The organism is Actinomadura citrea, assembly GCF_013409045.1.
Lineage (GTDB): Bacteria > Actinomycetota > Actinomycetes > Streptosporangiales > Streptosporangiaceae > Spirillospora > Spirillospora citrea.
On the sequence record NZ_JACCBT010000001.1, the window covers coordinates 4,437,911 to 4,455,918 of the forward strand.

Here is an 18,008-nt window from a genome sequence, read left to right on the forward strand (position 1 = left end):
GCAGGGCGCCCGAGCCGTCCTCGCCGACTACGCGATCGTGATCCCCTTCATCCCCCAGGCCGCCGACGACACCGTCGTGCGCGCCGAGCCGACACTGCGCCGGGAGGAGTGAACCGGCCGGTCAGGCCGTCGCCGCCCCGGTGCGGTACTCCTGCGGGCTGACGCCGTGCTCGCGCTTGAAGGCCGTGCTCAGCGCGAAGGCGTTGCCGTAGCCGACCCTGCGGGCGACGGCCTCCAGGGTCGCGTCCGTCTCGCGCAGCAGATCGGCGGCCTGCGCGAGGCGGAGGCCGGTGAGGTAGGACATGGGCGGCTCGCCGATCAGCTTCGCGAACCGCTGCGCGAGCGCCGCGCGCGACACCCCGACCCCGGCCGCGAGGTCCGCGACCGTCCAGGGGTGCGCGAGGTCGTCGTGCAGGAGCCGCAGCGCTGGACCGACGACCGGGTCGCCGTGGGCGCGGTACCAGCCGGGCGCGGCGGCGTCCGAGCGGGAGAACCAGGCGCGCAGGGTCGCGATGAGCAGCAGGTCGAGGAGCCGGTCGAGGACGACGTCCTGGCCGGGCTCGTCCTTGCCGATCTCCTCCTGCAGCACGGCGACGAGCGGCGACCTCCACGTGTCGCCGCGGACGACCGCCATCGGGGGCAGCGCGGCCAGCAGCCGCTGCGTGACGGCGCCGCGCATCTGGTAGGTGCCGACCAGCATGACCGCCGGCCCGTCCGGGTCGTTGCCCCAGGCGCGGACGCCGAGGTCCATGGCCTCCGAGAGGCTCGTGCCGTCCGGGGTGGTGCAGAGCTGCCCCGGATGGATGACGATCTGCGGCGCGGTCGCCGGGTCGTCGCTGACGGTGTAGGGGTCCGGCCCCCGGAAGATGACCATGTCGCCTGGGCCGACGCGCTGCGGATCGCCCTCGTCCGGGACCAGCCACGCCTCGTCCCTGACCATGGAGAGCAGGGTCAGCGGCGCCTCGTCCTGGATCCGGAGCGACCAGGGCGGCGCGAGGGTCGAGCGCAGCATGAACGCTCCCCGCGCGCGCGGACCGTCGAGGAGTTCGGCCAGGGCGTCCATGGGGGCCAGCGTAGACGCTCGCGTATGCGGGCGAGCTTCTCAACGATGGTGGCCAGAACCGCCTGCCTGTTGACTCAAGGGCATGACGAACAGCGAATCCGACATCATCGAGAGCGGCCTCACCCTCGTCCTCGGCGGGACCGGCAAGACCGGCCGCCGCGTCGTCGAGCGGCTGGAGGCCCGGGACGTCCCGGTCCGGATGGGCTCGCGGTCGGCCTCGCCGCCCTTCGACTGGGAGGACGAGTCCACCTGGGCGCCCGTCCTGCGGAACGTCGAGAACGTCTACCTCTCCTACTACCCCGACCTGGCCGTGCCCGGCGCCCCCGACGCCATCCGCGCGTTCACAGGTGCGGCGGCGGGCGCGGGCGTGCGGCGCGTGGTCCTGCTGTCGGGGCGGGGCGAGCCCGAGGCTCAGGAGTGCGAGCGGATCGTCCAGGAGTCGGGCCTGGTCTGGACGGTCGTGCGGTCGAGCTGGTTCGCGCAGAACTTCAGTGAGGACTACCTGCTCGACCCCGTGCGGGCCGGCGAGGTCGTCCTCCCGGCGGGCGATGTCCCGGAGCCGTTCGTGGACGCCGACGACATCGCGGACGTGGCCGTCGAGGCGCTCACCCGGGACGGGCACGCCGGCGAGGTGTACGAGGTGACCGGCCCCCGGGCGCTCACGTTCGCCGAGGCGGTCGCCGAGATCGGCCGTGCCGCCGGACGCGAGATCGCCTTCGTTCCCGTCAGCGCGGACGACAACGCGGCGGCCCTCCGGGGGCACGGTGTGCCCGAGGACGTCATCGGCCTGCTGACCTACCTGTTCACGACCGTGCTGGACGGCCGCAACGCCCGGCCCGCCGACGGCGTCGAGCGGGCCCTCGGCCGCCCGCCGCGCGACTTCTCCGCGTACGCGGACGCGACCGCCGCCAGCGGCATCTGGAACCACTGACCCGAGGATCGGACATCATGAAATTCTCTCTCGCGGGCGTCTCGGCGACCCTCTCGATCATCATGGCGGCCGGGATGGCCGGAACGTTCTTCGGCTTCTCCACCGGCGTGATGCCCGGGTTGAACGCGGCGCGGCCCGCCTCGGCGATCGACGCCATGCAGGGCATCAACCAGCGGATCCAGAACCCGGTCTTCGTGGCGATGTTCCTCCTGGTTCCGGTGCTGGCGGCGGCGGCGGGGATCCTGCTGCTCACCCTGGACCAGAAGTCGGCGGCCCTGCTCTTCTTCGCCGCGGCCGGCCTGTACTTCGTGGGCGCGCTCCTCCCCAGCTTCGCGGTGAACATCCCGATGAACAACGACCTGGACGGCGTCACGATCCCGAAGGACGTCTCCGAGGCGGCGAGGATCTGGTCGGACTACTCCGGCCGCTGGACGGCGTGGAACACCGTCCGCGCGGTGTTCAGCTGGGCGAGCCTCCTCGCCATGAGCCTGGCCGTCTACGTCTGGGGCAAGAACAACTGACCTGGCGGATCCGCGAGGCCCGTGCCCCTTTCCGGAGCACGGGCCTCGTTCCCTCTGCCTCTACCGGCCGTTCTTCGCGCACCACTCCGCCCATGTGAGGGCGCCGTTGTCGAGCTGCTTGCGGTAGAACGACGTCCAGGAGGTCTCCGACCGCGCAGGCGCCTCGGGGGCCTTCCGGTAGAGCGGGTGGTCCCGCTGGACCTCGGCCTTCAGCCAGGGCTCCAGCTCGTCCCAGGAATCGAGGGTCCAGCTCCGGGCGTGGAACGTCAGCCGGGCGCGCACGTCCCTGTCCGCGATGCACATCGACGGGATGAACGGGCTGGACCGCGTCCAGCTGCTGGTCACCTCCATCGCGCCCTTCGGGACGCCGTGCGCACGGCGCGCGGCCTCCCGCTTCCCGAGGTAGAAGTCGAACATCTCCCACGCGGTGTAGATCCCACCGGGGAGCCCGAAATCGTCCCCGGTCAGCGCCTTCAGGTCCGTGCGAGGCGGAATGTCCGACACCTGGGCGAGCGTGCGCTGGACGTCCTTCAGCGGCCCGAGCCTGAACTCCGGCGTGATCGGGAACGGGCCGAAATCGACGTCGTCGTTGTTCACCGGGACCAGCGGATAGGTCCTGCCGTCCAGCGGGTTGCGCCATTCCCGCAGCACTCTCGCCGGGTCCTGCGGGTCGGTGTAGAAGACGATCTCGCGGCTGAGCTGGTACAGCCTGTTCGTGCCCGGTTCGCGGTACAGGCGCCGGACGTTGTAGCCCTCGAACCCGAACAGCCTCGTCCCGTGCCGCAGTGCCGGCGCCAGGGTGTCGCCCGGTGCGTCCACGTACACGAAGCCCGAGATCCGGTACAGCATGTCCCGGCCGTCCGGGCGCCCGAGCACCTGCAGTTGCAGCCGGGTGTCACGGTCCTTGACCTGCGCGTACAGCGGGCCGGGGGCGGACGGGCCGTAGGCAGGGCGGGCGGCTGCCGCGCCCGGCACCGACCACAGCAGGCACGCGGCGGCCGCGCCGGCGAGCGCGGCCGTCATTCGGCGTCGCATCGGGGCTCCCTGGGTGAAGGGTGATGGGGGTCGCCGCCATGCAAGCAGCCCCTGCCCGCCGAGTCACGCTCATGGGAGCAGCACGCCCCAGTGGATCCCCACGGGACGAAGACCGCGCCGGCGGCCAGGAGCAGCCCGAGCCGCACGCGCGCGCCGCGGGGGACGTCCGCCACGAGGTGCACCCACCGCGACTCCCACCACGCCAGGGGGGCCAGCTCGGTGCCGGCGTGCGCCTGGTGAGGCGGGGCCACCGTGATTCATCGAGGAGATCCGGGAGCGGCCGGGCGGTCGCGAGCGCTGGTGGCGCCGGGCCGAGGGGCTCCGCGACGTCCGGACGCCCCCCCGGACTCCCTCCCGCCCGAGGACCGGCCGGTCCTGGCCGAGCTCATGCGCATCGGCCACGCCGAGGACATGGAGCTGTTCGCCGGACTTCCCGCGGCCCACGAGCGGGAGCGGGCCCGGGCGCTGCCGTCCCGCGGGTTCGCCCACATGACCGAGGAGGGCCTGGCCGAGTTCTTCGAGGCCTACATCCGCCTGCCGCACGAGCACGCGCACCGCCGGGAGGACGCGCCGCCGGGCGCGCGTCCCGTCCACATCCGCCTGTTCACCCTTCCCGCCGGCGACGGCTGAGCGGCGGTGGGGCTTACGATCGCGGGATGGGCGGCGTCTACGCGATCAGCGACCTGCACGTGGGGTTCCCGGAGAACCGCGCGTTCGTCGAGGGCCTGCGGCCCGCGTCCGAGGACGACTGGCTGATCGTGGCGGGCGACGTCGGCGAGCGCTTCGCCGACGTCGAGTGGACGCTGCGCACCCTCGGCGAGCGCTTCGCCACGGTGGTGTGGGTGCCAGGCAACCACGAACTGTGGACCGTCAAGGGCGACCCCGTTCAGTTGCGCGGCGAGGCCCGCTACCGCCGGCTCGTCGACATGTGCCGCGGCCTGGGCGTGCTGACCCCTGAGGACCCCTATCCCGTCTGGGACGGCCCGGACGGCGCCGTCACGGTGGCGCCGCTGTTCATCCTGTACGACTACACGTTCCGGCCGGACGGGGCGTCCAGCAAGGAAGAGGCCCTCAAGGCCGCGCACGAGGCCGGCGTCGTCTGCACTGACGAGGTCTACCTGCACCCCGACCCGTATCCCGGCCGGGACGCCTGGTGCGACGCCAGGATCGCCTACACCGAGCGGCGCCTGTCCGACCTGGAGCCGGGGACGCGGACCGTGCTCGTCAACCACTGGCCGCTCGTCCGCGAGCCCACCCGCGTCCTCTGGTACCCCGAGTTCGCCCAGTGGTGCGGCACCGAGCGCACCGCCGACTGGCACAGCCGGTTCGGCGCGGTGTCCGTCGTCTACGGGCACCTGCACATTCCCCGGACGATCTGGACCGGCGGCGTCCCGCACATCGAGGTGTCGGTCGGGTACCCGCGCGAGTGGCGCCGGCGGGCCGACGCGCCGCGCGGCCCCCGCCGCGTCCTGCCCGCCCCCGAGACGGACTGACCGGGTCCTAGCGGGCCGCGCCCGGCGCCACGCCGGTGGCGGCGAGCGCCAGCAGCCGGGCGGCGGCGTCCGGGTCCCGCTCGGCGACCGTCGCGATCGCGCCCGCCAGCCTCAGCACGTCGCCGAACGCCGCGTCGGCGGGCGCGTCCCCGGCGCGCTGCGCGCGGGCGAGCAGCGCCTCGCCCGCCTCGGACATCGCCGCGCGGGAGCCGGAGGGGTCGAGCCGGGGGTCGCGCAGCGACACCATCGCCGAGGCCGCCATGCCGGGGAACGCGGTGATCTCCGAGACGAACGTCCGCAGCCAGGCCAGCAGGGCCTCGTCGGGGGAGGGGGAGTCCAGCAGGTCGCGGGCGGCCGAGGCCAGCCCCGTGTAGACGTCGGCGAGCAGGGCCTCCAGGAGGTCCTGGCGGGTGGGGAAGTGGCGGTAGAGCGTGCCGATGCCGACACCCGCGAGCCGCGCGACGCCTTCGAGCGAGGCGCCCGCCCCCTGGCGCTGGAAGGTCTCCCGCGCCGCGGCGAGCAGCCGCGCGCGGTTGCGGCGCACGTCGGCCCGCACCGGGCGCGCCTTCGGCGTGTCGTCGCTGGTCACGTGGGTCGTCGATCCTTCCCGGGGGTGGAACGGGCCTGCGGCGATCGGGAGGATCCGCGGCTTTTGGAACGGTCCCTCGATCCTATCCGCGCCGTTGCCCCGGCCTGCGCCCGGACGCGCCGGACGCGCCCGGACACGGACCGGGCCCGCCGCGCACGGTGCGCGGCGGGCCCTGCGCTCTTCCCGGCGTTCCTGTGGTGTTGCGGCCGGTCAGGCGTCGGCGGACGAGATCGGGAGGTTCACCCGGCCGCCGGCGGCCCTGAACTCCTCGGCCTTCTCCCGCATCCCTGCGGCGAGGGCCTCCCCGTCGGCGAGGCCGCGCTCGGCCGCGAACCGCCGCACGTCCCGCGTGATCTTCATGGAGCAGAAGTGCGGGCCGCACATCGAGCAGAAGTGCGCGGTCTTCGCCGGCGCCGCCGGCAGAGTCGCGTCATGGAACGCGCGGGCGGTGCCGGGGTCCAGGGACAGGTTGAACTGGTCCTCCCAGCGGAAGTCGAACCGCGCCTCCGACAGCGCGTCGTCCCACGCCTGCGCGCCCGGATGGCCCTTGGCGAGATCGGCGGCGTGCGCGGCGATCTTGTAGGCGATCACGCCGGCCTTGACGTCCTCGCGGTCCGGCAGCCCGAGATGCTCCTTCGGCGTGACGTAGCAGAGCATCGCGGTGCCGTGCCAGCCGATCATCGCGGCGCCGATCGCCGAGGTGATGTGGTCGTAGCCGGGCGCGATGTCGGTGGTCAGCGGCCCGAGCGTGTAGAACGGCGCGCCGTCGCACCACTCCTGCTGCAGGTCCACGTTCTCCTTGATCTTGTGCATCGGGACGTGCCCGGGACCCTCGTTCATCACCTGGTTGCCGAACCGCGCCGCGATCCGCGTCAGGTCGCCCTGGGTGCGCAGCTCGGCGAACTGGGCCTCGTCGTTGGCGTCCGCGACGGAGCCGGGACGCAGCCCGTCCCCGAGCGACCAGGTCACGTCGTAGGCGGCGAAGATCTCGCAGAGCTCCTCGAAACGGGTGTAGAGGAAGTTCTCCTCGTGGTGCGCCAGGCACCAGGCCGCCATGATCGATCCGCCCCGCGACACGATCCCCGTCTTGCGCCGTGCCGTCAGCGGCACGTAGGACAGCAGCACCCCGGCGTGGACGGTCATGTAGTCCACGCCCTGCTCCGCCTGCTCGATCACGGTGTCGCGGAAGACCTCGTAGGTGAGTTCCGCCGGGTCGCCGCCGACCTTCTCCACCGCCTGGTACAGCGGGACGGTCCCGACCGGCACGGGCGAGTTGCGCAGGATCCACTCGCGCGTGGTGTGGATGTCGCGGCCGGTCGACAGGTCCATGATCGTGTCGGCGCCCCAGCGGGTCGCCCACGTCATCTTCTCGACCTCGTCCTCGATCGAGGACGCGACGGCCGAGTTGCCGATGTTGGCGTTGACCTTGACCAGGAAGTCGCGCCCGATGACCATCGGCTCGATCTCGGGATGGTTGACGTTGGCGGGCAGCACCGCGCGGCCGGCGGCCAGCGCGTCCCGGACGAACTCCGGGGCCACGCCCTCGCGAAGCGCGGCGAACTCCATCTCCGGCGTGATCTCCCCGCGCCGCGCGTAGGCGCGCTGCGTCACCGCGCCGCCGGTGGCGCGCCGCGGCCGGCGCGGCAGGACGCCCTCGCCGTCGGCCTGGGGGAGGCGGCCTCCCCCGCCCGCGGGGACGGCAGGGGCCGACGACCGGCGCCCGTCGTCCTCGGGGCGCGCCGCCCGGCCCTGGTAGGGGGCGGTGTCGCCGCGCTCGGCGATCCAGGACTCCCGCAGCGGCGGCAGCCCCCTGCGCACGTCGGTCTCCTGCTCGGGATCGGTGGACGGCCCGGACGTGTCGTACAGGACGACGACGTCGCCGTTGGTCAGCGGCACCTCCCGCATCGGGACCCGGATCTCCGGGCGCGAGCCCTGGAGGTAGGTCTTGCGGGCAGCTGGAACCACAGGTTCGGTCATGACGACTCGATCTCTCCCTACGCCGGCATTACCCGGTCAGGTTCATGCGGTCAGCGGCCGTCCCAGCCGCTATCTCAGCCCGGTACGCCGGGCCCCCGCGATCTGTCGCCCACGACGTTAACCCGCGCGGCCCCGCTTGCCGCAACCGCCGTCCATGGGCTAGAACGCGCCCGCGCGGATCGCGACGGGCAGGGCGAGGGCCAGGGTGCGGAGGGGGTCCGGGGCGGACGGCGACCGCTCCAACTCCATCCGGGCCTCAGCGCCGTCGCCGTCGCCGATGCGCAGCGTGGCCGAGTGCCGGCCGTCGATGCCGGTGACGACGTGGCCGTCGCCGGTCGCGCGGGTGCTGCCGAGGAGCATCCCGCCGGCGGTGTGGAAGGACGGCTCGCGCCGGCCGCGCACGAATCCGAGGGGGCGGCCGTCCGCGTCGAGGACGCGCACGCGGTCGCGGCCCGGCAGCCAGGACGGGCCCCGGAACACCAGCAGCGCGGCGGCGTGGGGGTCGCACAGCACGATGGTCCGCCCGCCGCGCCGGCCGCAGGCCACGGCGAGGACCGCGCCGCCGCGCCGGTCGCGGTACCGGCCCCTGCCGTCCACGACCAGGTGGCGGGCCTGGGCCAGGGCGCCGTCCGCGGGCGGCGGCACCTCCTCGCCCTCATCGTCGACGACGCGCCAGGCGGCGCCGAGGATGCCCGTGGTCGCGGTCCGGACGGCCGGGAGCCATCCGGACGGGAGCGACCCGCCGGCGAGCAGCGCCACCGCATTCCCCTCGACCTCGGCGACGGCCGCGGCGACCGGCGCCTGCTCCGGGTCGAGCCAGAGCGTCCAAACCGGGTCGCCGACGGGCCACCTGATCCCTACCGCGTCCACGGCTCCGGCCGGGACGGCCGCCTCCCGCCTGCCGCGGCGGAGGACCACCCCCTTCTCGCCGATGCTCACGATGAGGCGGGTCCGGTGGAGCCGGGCCGCCCAGAGGACGGCGGCGAGGGCGGCGAGCAGGCAGCCGCCGCCGCAGGGCGGCAGGATCTGGCGGGCCTTGTCCGGATCGAGGATTCCGGTGCCGGGGCGGGTCGCCAGGACGAGGGCCGCGCCGGCCGCGAGCGCGGCGAGAAGGGCGCGGAACGGCCATCGGTAGGCTCGCGCGCCGAGCGTCATCCGGAGTCCGGGCGAGGGGACAGCAGGCGGGGGGACGGACAACTGTCAGCCCTTCGTGACGGGGTCTGCAGAACTATAGGGCGGGCCTCCGGCCCCGCAGGCGCCGCCGGGAAAGATCATTCGCGTGGGCGCGGGCCGCGGTGCGCGGATCACGCGAGTGGGGGAGAATGGGCGCGTGGTGACGGTGCCCCGGGGCGATGTGACGGTGAGGGACGTCCTGGCGGCGTCGGCGCTCGCGGGGGCGGCGGCGGCCGCCGCCGTGCTGTGGCCGGGCGTCCGGGCACTGGACGCGCCGGGCGTGCTGCTGCTGGTGGCGGCGCACGTCCCGCTCGCGGTGTTCCGGCGGTGGCCGGCCCCGGGCCTGCTGGCGCTGGTGGCCCTGGTGCTGCCCTACCACCTGGCGCAGTACCAGCACCACGCGCTGGTGCCCGCCGAGGTGATCGCGCTGTTCGCCTACGCGGTGCTCGGGCGCCGGGTGCGGATCGTCCTCGGCGTCGTCGCGTCCCTGCTCGGCGTCTGCGTGGTCGGCATGGCGATGCGGGCGGGGGGCGGCTCCCTGCGCGAGCAGATCGCGGTCATCGAGGCCGTGGTGTCGGTCGTCATCGCCGTCCAGGTGTGGCGGGTGCACCGGGCGCGGCTCGCGACGATCACCGAGCGGGCCGAGCGGGCCGAGCGCACGCGGGAGGAGGAGGCGCGGCGGCGGGTCGCCGAGGAGCGCCTGCGGATCGCCCGCGACCTGCACGACCTCCTCGCCCACAGCATCACCCTGATCGGCGTGCAGGCCGGCGCCGCGGCCCACCTCGCGCGCGGGGACCGGCCGCTCGACCGGGAGGAGCTGGCCGACGCGCTCGCCTCCATCGCCTCGACGTGCCGGGACGCGCGGACCGAGCTGCGCGGCACGCTCCAGGTCCTGCGCGGCACCGACGTCGGCACCCCCGGGACGCTGCCGGGGCCCCGCGCCGTCGCCGGCCTCGTGGACGCGGCGCGCAGCAGCGGGATCGACATCGACCTGCGGGACGGGGACGTCGGGACGCTGCCCCCGGAGACGGGGGTCGCCGCGTACCGGATCGTCCAGGAGGCCCTGACCAACGTTGTCAAGCACGCCGATGCGAAGCGCGCGACGGTGAGCCTGGCACGCGACGGCGGGGGGCTCGTCGTCCGGGTCGCCGACGACGGCGGGGGGCCGTCCGGCGGACCGCCCGAGGGGTTCGGGATCCTCGGAATGATCGAGCGGGCGCGCAGCGTGGGCGGGACGTTGGACGCGGGTCCGGGCGAGTCCGGCGGGTTCGTCGTCACCGCCTTCCTCCCGCTCGTGGACGCCGTCGCCCCGCGCCAGGCGTGACGTGCGCCCGGCGGAATCCGGTGGCACCCGTTAGCCGGGAACCTCCCGACTCCGACGCGGAGACCGCCGGGGGGCTTTCCACCCCTTACGGATAGGGTCAGGATCAAGGGGACCAGGGGAGGCAACGTCGGTGAGCACTTTGCAGGAGGCCCCGCAGGACCGGATCTTGACGGCGCCGAACGTCCTGAGCCTCGCCCGGCTCCTGGGCGTCCCGCTGTTCCTGTGGCTCGTCCTGATCGAGGCGGACTGGTGGGCGCTCGGCCTGCTGGTGTTCGCGGGCCTGTCGGACTGGCTGGACGGGAAGCTGGCGCGGGCGTTCAACCAGACGAGCAAGCTCGGCATGGTCCTCGACCCGGCCGCCGACCGCCTCTACATCCTGGCCACGCTCGTCGGGCTCACCATCCGCGACATCATCCCGCTGTGGCTGGTGCTCGCGCTCGTCGCCCGCGAGGTGGCGATCCTGCCGATCGCGCCGATCGTGCGGCGGCTCGGATACGGCGGCACGCTGCCCGTGCACTTCATCGGCAAGGCGGCGACGATGTGCCTGCTGTACTCCTTCCCGCTGCTGCTGCTCGGCGACCACGACGGCGGCGCGGGCACCGCGGCGCGGGTCGTCGGATGGGCCTTCGCCGGCTGGGGGACCGCCCTGTACTGGTGGGCGGCCGTCCTCTACTGGGTGCAGACGCGGCAACTGCTGCTGGCCGGCCGCGCCTCACCGCCCCCGGCCTCCGGGCCGGGCCCCGCGTCCAGGACGGGCGATCCGGGCGCGGAACCGCCGGCCGGCGACCAGAAGGGAGCTGAGACCCCCCGATGAAGGCCGTCGTGATGGCGGGAGGCGAGGGGACGCGGCTGCGTCCGATGACCGCCAACCAGCCGAAGCCGCTGCTGCCGCTCGTCAACCGGCCGATCATGGAGCACGTGCTGCGGCTGCTGAAGAAGCACGGGTTCGGCGAGACCGTCGTCACCGTCCAGTTCCTGGCCGCGCTGATCCGCAACTACTTCGGCGACGGCGAGGAGCTCGGCATGTCGCTGAGCTACGCGACCGAGGAGGTCCCGCTCGGCACCGCCGGCAGCGTCAAGAACGCCGAGGAGGCGCTGCGCGACGACCGCTTCCTGGTGATCTCGGGGGACGCGCTCACCGACATCGACCTGACCGACATGGTGCGGTTCCACGAGGAGAACGACGCCCTCGTCACCATCGGGCTCAAGCGCGTCCCGAACCCCCTGGAGTTCGGGATCATCATCGTGGACGACGCGGGCCGCGTGCAGCGGTTCCTGGAGAAGCCCACCTGGGGCCAGGTGTTCTCCGACACCGTCAACACCGGCATCTACGTGATGGAGCCGGAGGTGCTGGAGCACGTCGCGGAGGGCGAGCCGGTCGACTGGTCCGGGGACGTCTTCCCGAAGCTGCTCGCCGAGGGCGCCCGCCTGTTCGGGTACGTGGCCGACTGCTACTGGGAGGACGTCGGCACGCACGAGAGCTACCTCAAGGCCCAGGCGGACATGCTGTCCGGGCTGGTCGGCATCGACCTGGACGGCTTCGAGATGTCGCCGGGCGTGTGGGTCGCCGAGGGCGCGGAGGTGGACGCCGAGGCCGTCCTCAAGGGGCCGCTCTACATCGGCGACTACGCGAAGGTCGAGGCGGGCGTCGAGCTGCGCGAGTTCACCGTGCTCGGCAGCAACGTCGTCGTCAAGGAGGGCGCGTTCCTGCACCGCGCCATCGTCCACGACAACGTGTTCGTCGCGCCGTCCACGAACCTGCGGGGCTGCGTCGTCGGCAAGAACACCGACATCATGGCCGGGGCCCGCGTGGAGGAGGGCGCCGTCATCGGGGACGAGTGCGTCATCGAGGCCGAGGCGTACGTGTCCAGCGGCGTGAAGGTGTACCCGTTCAAGACCATCGAGGCCGGCGCCGTCGTCAACACCAGCGTGATCTGGGAGTCGCGGGGGCAGCGCAACCTGTTCGGGCCGCGGGGGGTGTCCGGCCTCGTCAACGTGGAGATCACCCCCGAGCTGGCGGTACGGCTCGCCTCCGCCTACGCGACGACGCTGAAGAAGGGCACGACCGTCGTCACCGGACGGGACGTCTCGCGTGCGGCCCGCACCCTGAAACGCGCCGTGAACAGCGCTCTCACCGCGAGCGCCATCAACGTCCAGGACCTGGAGGCGACGCCGCTGACCGTCGCCCGGTTCGAGACCGGCCGCGAGGACAGCGTCGGCGGGATCTACATCCGCACCACCCTCGGCGACCCGCAGGGCGTCGACATCCTGTTCCTGGACCCGGACGGCGCCGACCTGTCCCAGGGCGCGCAGCGCAAGCTGGAGCGCGTCTTCGGCCGGCAGGAGTACCGCCGCGCCTTCCCCGGCGAGATCGCCGAGCTGACCTACCCGCCGCGCGTCGTGGAGACCTACACCCGCGACCTGCTGCGCCGCGTCGACATCCGCGGCGTCCGCGAGGCGGGGCTGAAGATCGTCCTGGACTGCGCGGGCGGGGTGGCCTCGCTCGTGCTGCCGAACCTGCTCGGGAAGGTCGGCGTGGAGGTCCTCACCCGCAACGTGGGCCTGGACGAGGCCAACCCGACCGAGACGCTCGCCGAGCGGATGCGCGACCTGGAGCGGCTCGGCGAGCTGGTGTCCTCGTCGCGGGCCGCGTTCGGCGTCCGGTTCGACCCGGTGGGGGAGCGGATCTCCCTGGTGGACGAGAACGGCGAGCTGGTGGGCGACGACCGGGCCCTGCTGGTGATGCTGGACCTGGTCGCGGCCGAGCGGCGCGGCGGCAAGGTGGCGCTGCCGGTGACGACGACGCGGGTCGCCGAGCAGGTGTGCCGGTTCCACGGCGTGCAGGTCGAGTGGACCTCCACGTCCCAGGACGTGCTGACCAAGGCGGCCGCCCAGCCGAGCGTGGTCTTCGCGGGCGACGGGCGCGGCGGGTTCCTGATGCCCGAGTTCAGCGGCACCGTGGACGGGATCGCGGCGTTCGTCCGGCTGGTCGGCCTGGTCGCGCGGACGCGGCTGACGCTGTCGCAGATCGACCGCCGCATCCCGGACGCGCACCTGCTGCGCCGCTCCGTCCCGACGCCGTGGGCCGCGAAGGGCGGCGTGATGCGCCACGTCGTGGAGGCGGCGGGCACCCGGACGCTCGACACCACCGACGGCGTGCGCGTGGTGGAGGGCGACGGCCGCTGGGTCCTCGTGCTGCCCGACCCCGCGGAGGCGGTGACGCACCTGTGGGCCGAGGGTCCGGACGCCGACGCCGCGCAGGCGCTCCTGGCGGAGTGGGCCGCGGTCGTGGAGCGCGCGGGCTCCTGAACGGACCTCAGCAGCGGTCGCGGGGCCTGAGGCCCGCCCCGTCGGGTTCCCGGTCGGCGTACTGGGCGCCGAGGAACGCGATGAGGTGCTCCACGTCGGCGATGTTCGAGACGAGGCCGAGGGAAGCCCTGACCGCGCCACCGGTCGGCAGCCCGAGCACGCCCAGATAGTCGTCGAGCGTCCGCATCCGCAGGTTCGCGGTCCGGCGCAGGGCGTGCTCGGAGATCCCGAACGCGCCCTCGCCCGCGCCGGGGTTGCAGAAGCAGCCGGTCCGGATCGAGATGCCGGCGGCGGCGGTGTCGCGGGCCACGATCCGCTCGTCCACGACGGCGCCGCGGCGGTCGAGCACGTTGAACGCGACGGTGCCGCCCCGGCCGTCGACGCCCTCCGGCCCGTACACCCGGACGAGGGGGGAGCCGTCGGCGTGGCGCAGGCCCGCGAGGCGGCGCAGGAGCAGCGAGGTCAGGCACCCGACGCGGCGTTGGACGAGGTCCAGGCCGATGTCCTCGATCCAGTGGATGCCGAACTCCACGTCCGGGATGGACAGGAAGTTCAGGGTGCCGTCCTCGAACGCGGTCTCGTCGGGCGCGAGCACGTGCCAGCCGCCGAGCGCGCTGACCGCCTGGATGGTCCCGCCGGCGAACCAGGGTCGGCGCAGCCGGGCCAGCGCCTCCCAGCGGGCGACCAGGCTGCCCACGCCGGTCGGGTAGCCGAACACCTTGTACCAGCTCACCGGGACGAAGTCGGGCCGGACCCGGCTCAGGTCGAGGCGGCAGGCGGGCGCGAGGGCGGCCGCGTCCAGCAGCACGTCGTGGCCGTGCGCGTGGGCGAGGTCGATCCAGCTCAGCGGATGCCGGACCCCGCTGAAGTTGCTCTGCGCGGGGAAGGCCAGGAGGCCGCCGCCGTCGCCCAGCGCCGCGGCGAGTTCGGCCTCGCGGACCCGCAGGTCGGGACCGCCGGCGGGCACGTGGGCGACCTCGGCGCCGCGCGCCCTCGCGAACTCCCTGATCCCGTTCACCGAGTTGTGGTTGTCGCCGGTGAGGACGAGCCGGCCGCCGCGCCCGAACGGGTAGGCCTCCCCGACGAGGCGGCACGCGCCGGTGGCGTTCTGCGTGAACACCACGGCGTACTCCTCGGGGGAGGCGTTGAAGAACGCCAGGACCGCCCGCCGGGCCCGCTCGACGAGTGCCGTGGAGGCGCTGGAGGTGGGGTTCTCCGAGTGGGGGTTGCCGTAGCAGTGCCCGGAGAGGCGCTCGGCGTGGGCGCGGATCTGCGCGGCGGCGGCGACGCCCGAGCCGGTGTAGTCCAGGTACGTCTGCGCGTCCAGGTAGGCGTACTCGGTGGCACGCAGCTCGTCCAGCCGCCGCGTCTCCGCGTAGCCGGGCATGAGGTCGACATCAAAACCGGGCGAAGCGCTCACCATGCACCCCCGTGCGCAAAAGCCGCATCCCTCACTAAACGGTCCAGAATCGGCTGGGACGATGCAAGAGCGCCGTGGTGGCCTTGAATGGCCTACAGGGAAGGGGTTTCATGTCCTCCGGGTGAGGACCAGGCAGGCTCCCGCGAGGAACAGCGCCGTGAACCCGCCCAGCAGCGCCCAGTCCACGGCCGGCGACCGCGAGAACGTGTCACCGTAGGAGTCGAGCAGGGGCGGGCCCAGCGGCGAGCGCCCGGTCGCCCAGAGCCGCTCCACCCCGAGGCTGTGCCCGAGCCCCTCGAACGCCCACCGGTTGGACATGCCGCAGCTGAGCCACCGTCCGGGCGCCGCCATCACCGGGACGGGCAGGATCGCGCCCACGAACAGCACCTGCGGAAAGCAGAGCATCGGCAGCGCCATCGTGGCCTGGGCCGGGTCGGTGACCGCCGCCGACACCAGAAGGCCCAGCGCCAGCGCCGCCAGCGAGCACAGCAGCAGCGTGACGAACAGCTCCCCGTACGTGCTCCACCCCATCGCGGGCAGCCGGTCCAGCGCCCGCAGGACACCGAGCATCAGCGCGTCCACCAGGGCCAGCAGCGGCAGCAGGACGGCCGCCTTCGCCAGGACGTACGGTGCGACCCGCAGCCCGGTGAGCCGTTCCCTCCGCAGTACGGGCAGCTCGTTGCAGATCTGCAGCAGCCCGTAGGTCAGGCCGAAGAAGAACCCGCCGAACGCGATCCAGAAAAGGATCATCACCGTCGCGGCGGGGCTGGGGGACCCCGGCGAGAACGCCCCGGGCCGGAACAGGACCGCGAACATCGCCATCACCATGAGCGGCGACCCGAGCAGCACCGCGAGGGTGAGCCGGTTGCGGGTGAGCAGGTCCAGGCTGCGCCGGGTGAGCAGGGCCCACTGCCGGAACGCGCCGATCGCCGGGCCGGTCGCCGGCGCCGGGGGCGCGCCGAACCGGCCCGCCCACTCGTGCGCCTCCACCTCGGCCAGCCGCAGGTAGATGTCCTCGATCCGGTCCGCCCGGAATCGCTCGCGCGCCTCGCCGGGCTCGCCGTAGAAGGCCAGCCGCCCGTCCCCGGCGAGGACGGCCACCCGGTCGCACACCAGGACGTCCGGCGGATGGTGCGTGGTGATCACCACCGTCGTCCCCGAGTCCGCGAGCCCGCGCAGCAGCCGCATCAGGTCGGCCGCGGTCGCCGGGTCGAGGCCGGACGTGGGCTCGTCCAGGAAGAACACGCGCGGCCGCGTCAGCAGCTCGACCGCGATGCTGGCCCGCTTGCGCTCGCCACCGCTCAGCGACCCGACGCGCTGCCCCGCCCGGGCGGTCAGCGCGAGCGCCTCCAGGACGCCGTCCACGGCGCGTTCGGCGCGCTCGGGAGGCGTCCCCGCGGGCAGCCTCAGCCCCGCCGCGTAACGCAGCGTGCGCCGCAGCGGCATCTCCAGGTGCACGATGTCGTCCTGCGGCACGTAGCCCAGCGAGCCCGCGGCCGGGCCCCCCGCGCCGCCGTCGTACCTGACCTCGCCCTCGGCGGGCGGCCGGACGCCCGCGATGGCGTCCAGCAGGGTGGTCTTGCCCGCCCCGCTGCCGCCGATGATCGCCACCAGCTCCCCGGCGCCGATCGCCAGCGACACCTCCCGCAGCGTCCGTCGTCCCCCGGCCGTTCGCTGCCCCACCTCGCGGACCTCGATCATCTGTCCTCCCGCCGGGCGACCCCACCCCGACGATGGACGATCTTCCGGTGCGCGTCCAGCCGCCGGAACCGGTCAGTCGGGGGCGTCGTCGTCAGGGTCCCCGGCGGCGATCCCGGCGAGGGTCCGCAGGGCGCGCGAGAGGACGTCCGGCGGCGGGGAGGCCAGGCCGAAGCGGACGGCGCGCGGGGCGGCGGCACCGCCAACGACGAAGGCGGCGGCCGGGGTGACGGCGATGCCGCGCCGGGCGGCCGCCGCCACGAACGTCTCGGCCCGCCACCGCTGGGGCAGCTCCCACCAGCAGAAGTACGAGCAGGGATCGGACCGGACGGCCGCGCCCTCCAGGCACCGGGCCGCGATCCGCTGGCGGGCCGCGGCGTCGGCGCGCTTGGCGCGCACGACCTTGTCGACCGTCCCGTCGGCGATCCAGCCCGCGGCCGCCTCCAGCGCGAACCCATGCGGGCCCCAGGCGCCGGAGCGCAGCGCGGTGGCGACGCGTCCGGCGAGCGCCGCGGGCGGGACGACGAAGCCGAGGCTCAGACCTGGCGCCAGGCGCTTGGAGAGGCTGTCGACCAGCACGGTGCGATGCGGGGCGTGCGCCGCCAGCGGCTCCGGCCCGCCGCCCGGGAGGAACGCCCAGACGCGGTCCTCCACGGCATGGAGGCCGAGCCGCTCCAGCGCGCCGGCCAGCTCGGCGCGGCGCCCCTCCGGCATCGTGGTGCCGCAGGGGTTGTGCAGCGTCGGCTGGACGTAGACGCCGCCGAGCGGGGCGGCGCGGTGGGCGTCGGCGAGCGCGTCCGGACGCAGCCCGTGCTCGTCCATCGCGATCGGGACCGGCGTCACGCCGAGCCGGGCCGCGATCCCCTTGATCACCGGATAGGTGAGCGCCTCGACGCCGAGCCGGCCGCCCGCCGGCACCAGCGCCGCCACGGCGGCCGCGATGGCCTGCCGGCCGTTCCCCGCGAACAGCACCTCGGAGGGGGCGGGCCGCAGGCCGGGCGAGGCGAGCAGCGCCGCCGCGGCCTCGCGGGCGGCGGCGGTCCCCGCGACCCCCGCGGGCCCGAGCGCGGCGTCCAGGACGTCCGGGCGGCGAAGGCGCTCCAGCCCCTCGGCGAGCAGGGCGCTCTGCTCGGGCACCACGGGGTGGTTCAGCTCCAGGTCGACGCGCGCGGCGGAGGGCTCGGCGAGCGCGGGCCCCGGCGGGCGCTCGCCCGCGCGGACGAAGGTCCCGCGCCCGACCTCGCCCACCACCAGGCCGCGCCTCGCCAGTTCCCGGTACACGCGGTTGGCCGTGGAGCCCGCGATGCCGCGGCGCCGGGCGAAGGCGCGCTGCGGCGGCAGCCGCTCGCCCGGGCGCAGCCGGCCCGCCGCGATGTCGGCGGCCAGCTCGTCCGCGACCCGCCGGAAGTCGTCCATGTGAACCCCGCATTGCACCGAGAACAATGTTCTTATTGCACCGAGGATAGCGCGACTTC

Annotated in this window: 15 protein-coding genes and 1 riboswitch; of the genes, 7 read left to right on the forward strand and 8 right to left on the reverse strand. The window is 74.2% G+C overall.

Features of this window, described 5'->3' with window-relative positions; translation table 11 throughout:
* Positions 1-121: 121 nt before the first annotated feature.
* On the reverse strand, positions 122-1,063 hold the full coding sequence (locus BJ999_RS20695; RefSeq protein WP_179834819.1) for an AraC family transcriptional regulator: 942 nt from the start codon (positions 1,061-1,063) through the stop codon (positions 122-124).
* Positions 1,064-1,145: 82 nt separating this feature from the next.
* On the opposite strand from BJ999_RS20695, the gene BJ999_RS20700 reads away from it, so the two are divergent.
* Both BJ999_RS20700 and BJ999_RS20705 read left to right on the forward strand, forming a co-directional pair.
* On the forward strand, positions 1,146-1,994 hold the full coding sequence (locus BJ999_RS20700) for an NAD(P)H-binding protein (protein WP_179834820.1): 849 nt from the start codon (positions 1,146-1,148) through the stop codon (positions 1,992-1,994).
* A gap of 17 nt (positions 1,995-2,011) precedes the next feature.
* Positions 2,012-2,515, forward strand: a complete 504-nt coding sequence (locus tag BJ999_RS20705; RefSeq protein ID WP_179834821.1) for an anthrone oxygenase family protein — start codon at positions 2,012-2,014, stop codon at positions 2,513-2,515.
* A 60-nt stretch (positions 2,516-2,575) separates the two neighbouring features.
* Here the strand turns inward: BJ999_RS20705 and BJ999_RS20710 are convergent, their stop codons facing one another.
* The gene (locus BJ999_RS20710; RefSeq protein ID WP_229810578.1) at positions 2,576-3,550 is read right to left on the reverse strand and encodes a DUF1838 family protein; all 975 of its coding nucleotides are present in this window, start codon (positions 3,548-3,550) and stop codon (positions 2,576-2,578) included.
* 252 nt (positions 3,551-3,802) lie between these two features.
* Here BJ999_RS20710 and BJ999_RS20715 point away from each other — a divergent pair, with 252 nt between their 5' ends.
* Positions 3,803-4,180 (forward strand): hypothetical protein, encoded by a 378-nt coding sequence (locus BJ999_RS20715; protein WP_179834822.1) that lies wholly within the window; start codon positions 3,803-3,805, stop codon positions 4,178-4,180.
* 26 nt (positions 4,181-4,206) lie between these two features.
* Entirely contained in the window at positions 4,207-5,043 is an 837-nt protein-coding gene (locus BJ999_RS20720) for a metallophosphoesterase family protein (protein ID WP_179834823.1), read from the forward strand.
* A 7-nt stretch (positions 5,044-5,050) separates the two neighbouring features.
* On the opposite strand, the gene BJ999_RS20725 is transcribed toward BJ999_RS20720, so the two are convergent.
* The 3 genes from BJ999_RS20725 to BJ999_RS20735 form a co-directional block, all read right to left on the reverse strand.
* Positions 5,051-5,632 carry a TetR/AcrR family transcriptional regulator gene (locus BJ999_RS20725; RefSeq protein ID WP_229810577.1) on the reverse strand — a complete coding sequence of 194 codons (582 nt, stop codon included), beginning with the start codon at positions 5,630-5,632 and terminating at the stop codon, positions 5,051-5,053.
* 210 nt (positions 5,633-5,842) lie between these two features.
* Positions 5,843-7,609 carry a phosphomethylpyrimidine synthase ThiC gene (thiC, locus tag BJ999_RS20730; protein WP_179834824.1) on the reverse strand — a complete coding sequence of 589 codons (1,767 nt, stop codon included), beginning with the start codon at positions 7,607-7,609 and terminating at the stop codon, positions 5,843-5,845.
* Positions 7,605-7,718: riboswitch (TPP riboswitch) on the reverse strand. It overlaps the preceding gene by 5 nt.
* Before the next feature lie 50 nt (positions 7,719-7,768).
* Positions 7,769-8,764: a hypothetical protein gene (locus BJ999_RS20735; RefSeq protein ID WP_179834825.1), complete on the reverse strand. Its 996-nt coding sequence runs from the start codon at positions 8,762-8,764 to the stop codon at positions 7,769-7,771.
* Positions 8,765-8,939: 175 nt separating this feature from the next.
* On the opposite strand from BJ999_RS20735, the gene BJ999_RS20740 reads away from it, so the two are divergent.
* The 3 genes from BJ999_RS20740 to BJ999_RS20750 all read left to right on the forward strand — a co-directional run bounded on the left by BJ999_RS20740 (position 8,940) and on the right by BJ999_RS20750 (position 13,415).
* On the forward strand, positions 8,940-10,106 hold the full coding sequence (locus BJ999_RS20740) for a sensor histidine kinase (RefSeq protein ID WP_179834826.1): 1,167 nt from the start codon (positions 8,940-8,942) through the stop codon (positions 10,104-10,106).
* 130 nt (positions 10,107-10,236) lie between these two features.
* Positions 10,237-10,920 carry a cardiolipin synthase ClsA gene (gene clsA, locus BJ999_RS20745; protein ID WP_229810576.1) on the forward strand — a complete coding sequence of 228 codons (684 nt, stop codon included), beginning with the start codon at positions 10,237-10,239 and terminating at the stop codon, positions 10,918-10,920.
* A complete protein-coding gene (locus BJ999_RS20750; RefSeq protein WP_179834827.1) occupies positions 10,917-13,415 on the forward strand; it encodes a mannose-1-phosphate guanyltransferase in 2,499 nt (832 codons plus the stop codon). Before clsA ends, BJ999_RS20750 begins: the two co-directional genes overlap by 4 nt.
* Positions 13,416-13,422: 7 nt before the next feature.
* On the opposite strand, the gene BJ999_RS20755 is transcribed toward BJ999_RS20750, so the two are convergent.
* From BJ999_RS20755 to BJ999_RS20765, 3 genes are all read right to left on the reverse strand, one after another.
* Positions 13,423-14,802, reverse strand: coding sequence for an aminotransferase class V-fold PLP-dependent enzyme (locus BJ999_RS20755; protein WP_229810575.1), 1,380 nt, complete (start codon positions 14,800-14,802; stop codon positions 13,423-13,425).
* Between the two features lie 141 nt (positions 14,803-14,943).
* Positions 14,944-16,536 carry an ABC transporter ATP-binding protein gene (locus BJ999_RS20760; RefSeq protein ID WP_179834829.1) on the reverse strand — a complete coding sequence of 531 codons (1,593 nt, stop codon included), beginning with the start codon at positions 16,534-16,536 and terminating at the stop codon, positions 14,944-14,946.
* A 72-nt stretch (positions 16,537-16,608) separates the two neighbouring features.
* Positions 16,609-17,949 (reverse strand): aminotransferase-like domain-containing protein, encoded by a 1,341-nt coding sequence (locus BJ999_RS20765; protein ID WP_179834830.1) that lies wholly within the window; start codon positions 17,947-17,949, stop codon positions 16,609-16,611.
* Positions 17,950-18,008: the final 59 nt, after the last annotated feature.

Excerpts from the sequence above, each read along its gene's own strand:
- BJ999_RS20695 (WP_179834819.1), bottom strand. The coding sequence starts at position 1,063 with ATGGACGCCCTGGCCGAACTCCTCGACGGTCCGCGCGCGCGGGGAGCG.
- BJ999_RS20750 (WP_179834827.1), top strand. The coding sequence starts at position 10,917 with ATGAAGGCCGTCGTGATGGCGGGAGGCGAGGGGACGCGGCTGCGTCCG.
- BJ999_RS20705 (WP_179834821.1), top strand. The coding sequence starts at position 2,012 with ATGAAATTCTCTCTCGCGGGCGTCTCGGCGACCCTCTCGATCATCATG.
- BJ999_RS20735 (WP_179834825.1), bottom strand. The coding sequence starts at position 8,764 with ATGACGCTCGGCGCGCGAGCCTACCGATGGCCGTTCCGCGCCCTTCTC.
- BJ999_RS20755 (WP_229810575.1), bottom strand. The coding sequence starts at position 14,802 with ATGCCCGGCTACGCGGAGACGCGGCGGCTGGACGAGCTGCGTGCCACC.
- BJ999_RS20765 (WP_179834830.1), bottom strand. The coding sequence starts at position 17,949 with ATGGACGACTTCCGGCGGGTCGCGGACGAGCTGGCCGCCGACATCGCG.
- BJ999_RS20760 (WP_179834829.1), bottom strand. The coding sequence starts at position 16,536 with ATGATCGAGGTCCGCGAGGTGGGGCAGCGAACGGCCGGGGGACGACGG.
- BJ999_RS20710 (WP_229810578.1), bottom strand. The coding sequence starts at position 3,550 with ATGCGACGCCGAATGACGGCCGCGCTCGCCGGCGCGGCCGCCGCGTGC.
- thiC (WP_179834824.1), bottom strand. The coding sequence starts at position 7,609 with ATGACCGAACCTGTGGTTCCAGCTGCCCGCAAGACCTACCTCCAGGGC.
- BJ999_RS20700 (WP_179834820.1), top strand. The coding sequence starts at position 1,146 with ATGACGAACAGCGAATCCGACATCATCGAGAGCGGCCTCACCCTCGTC.
- BJ999_RS20720 (WP_179834823.1), top strand. The coding sequence starts at position 4,207 with ATGGGCGGCGTCTACGCGATCAGCGACCTGCACGTGGGGTTCCCGGAG.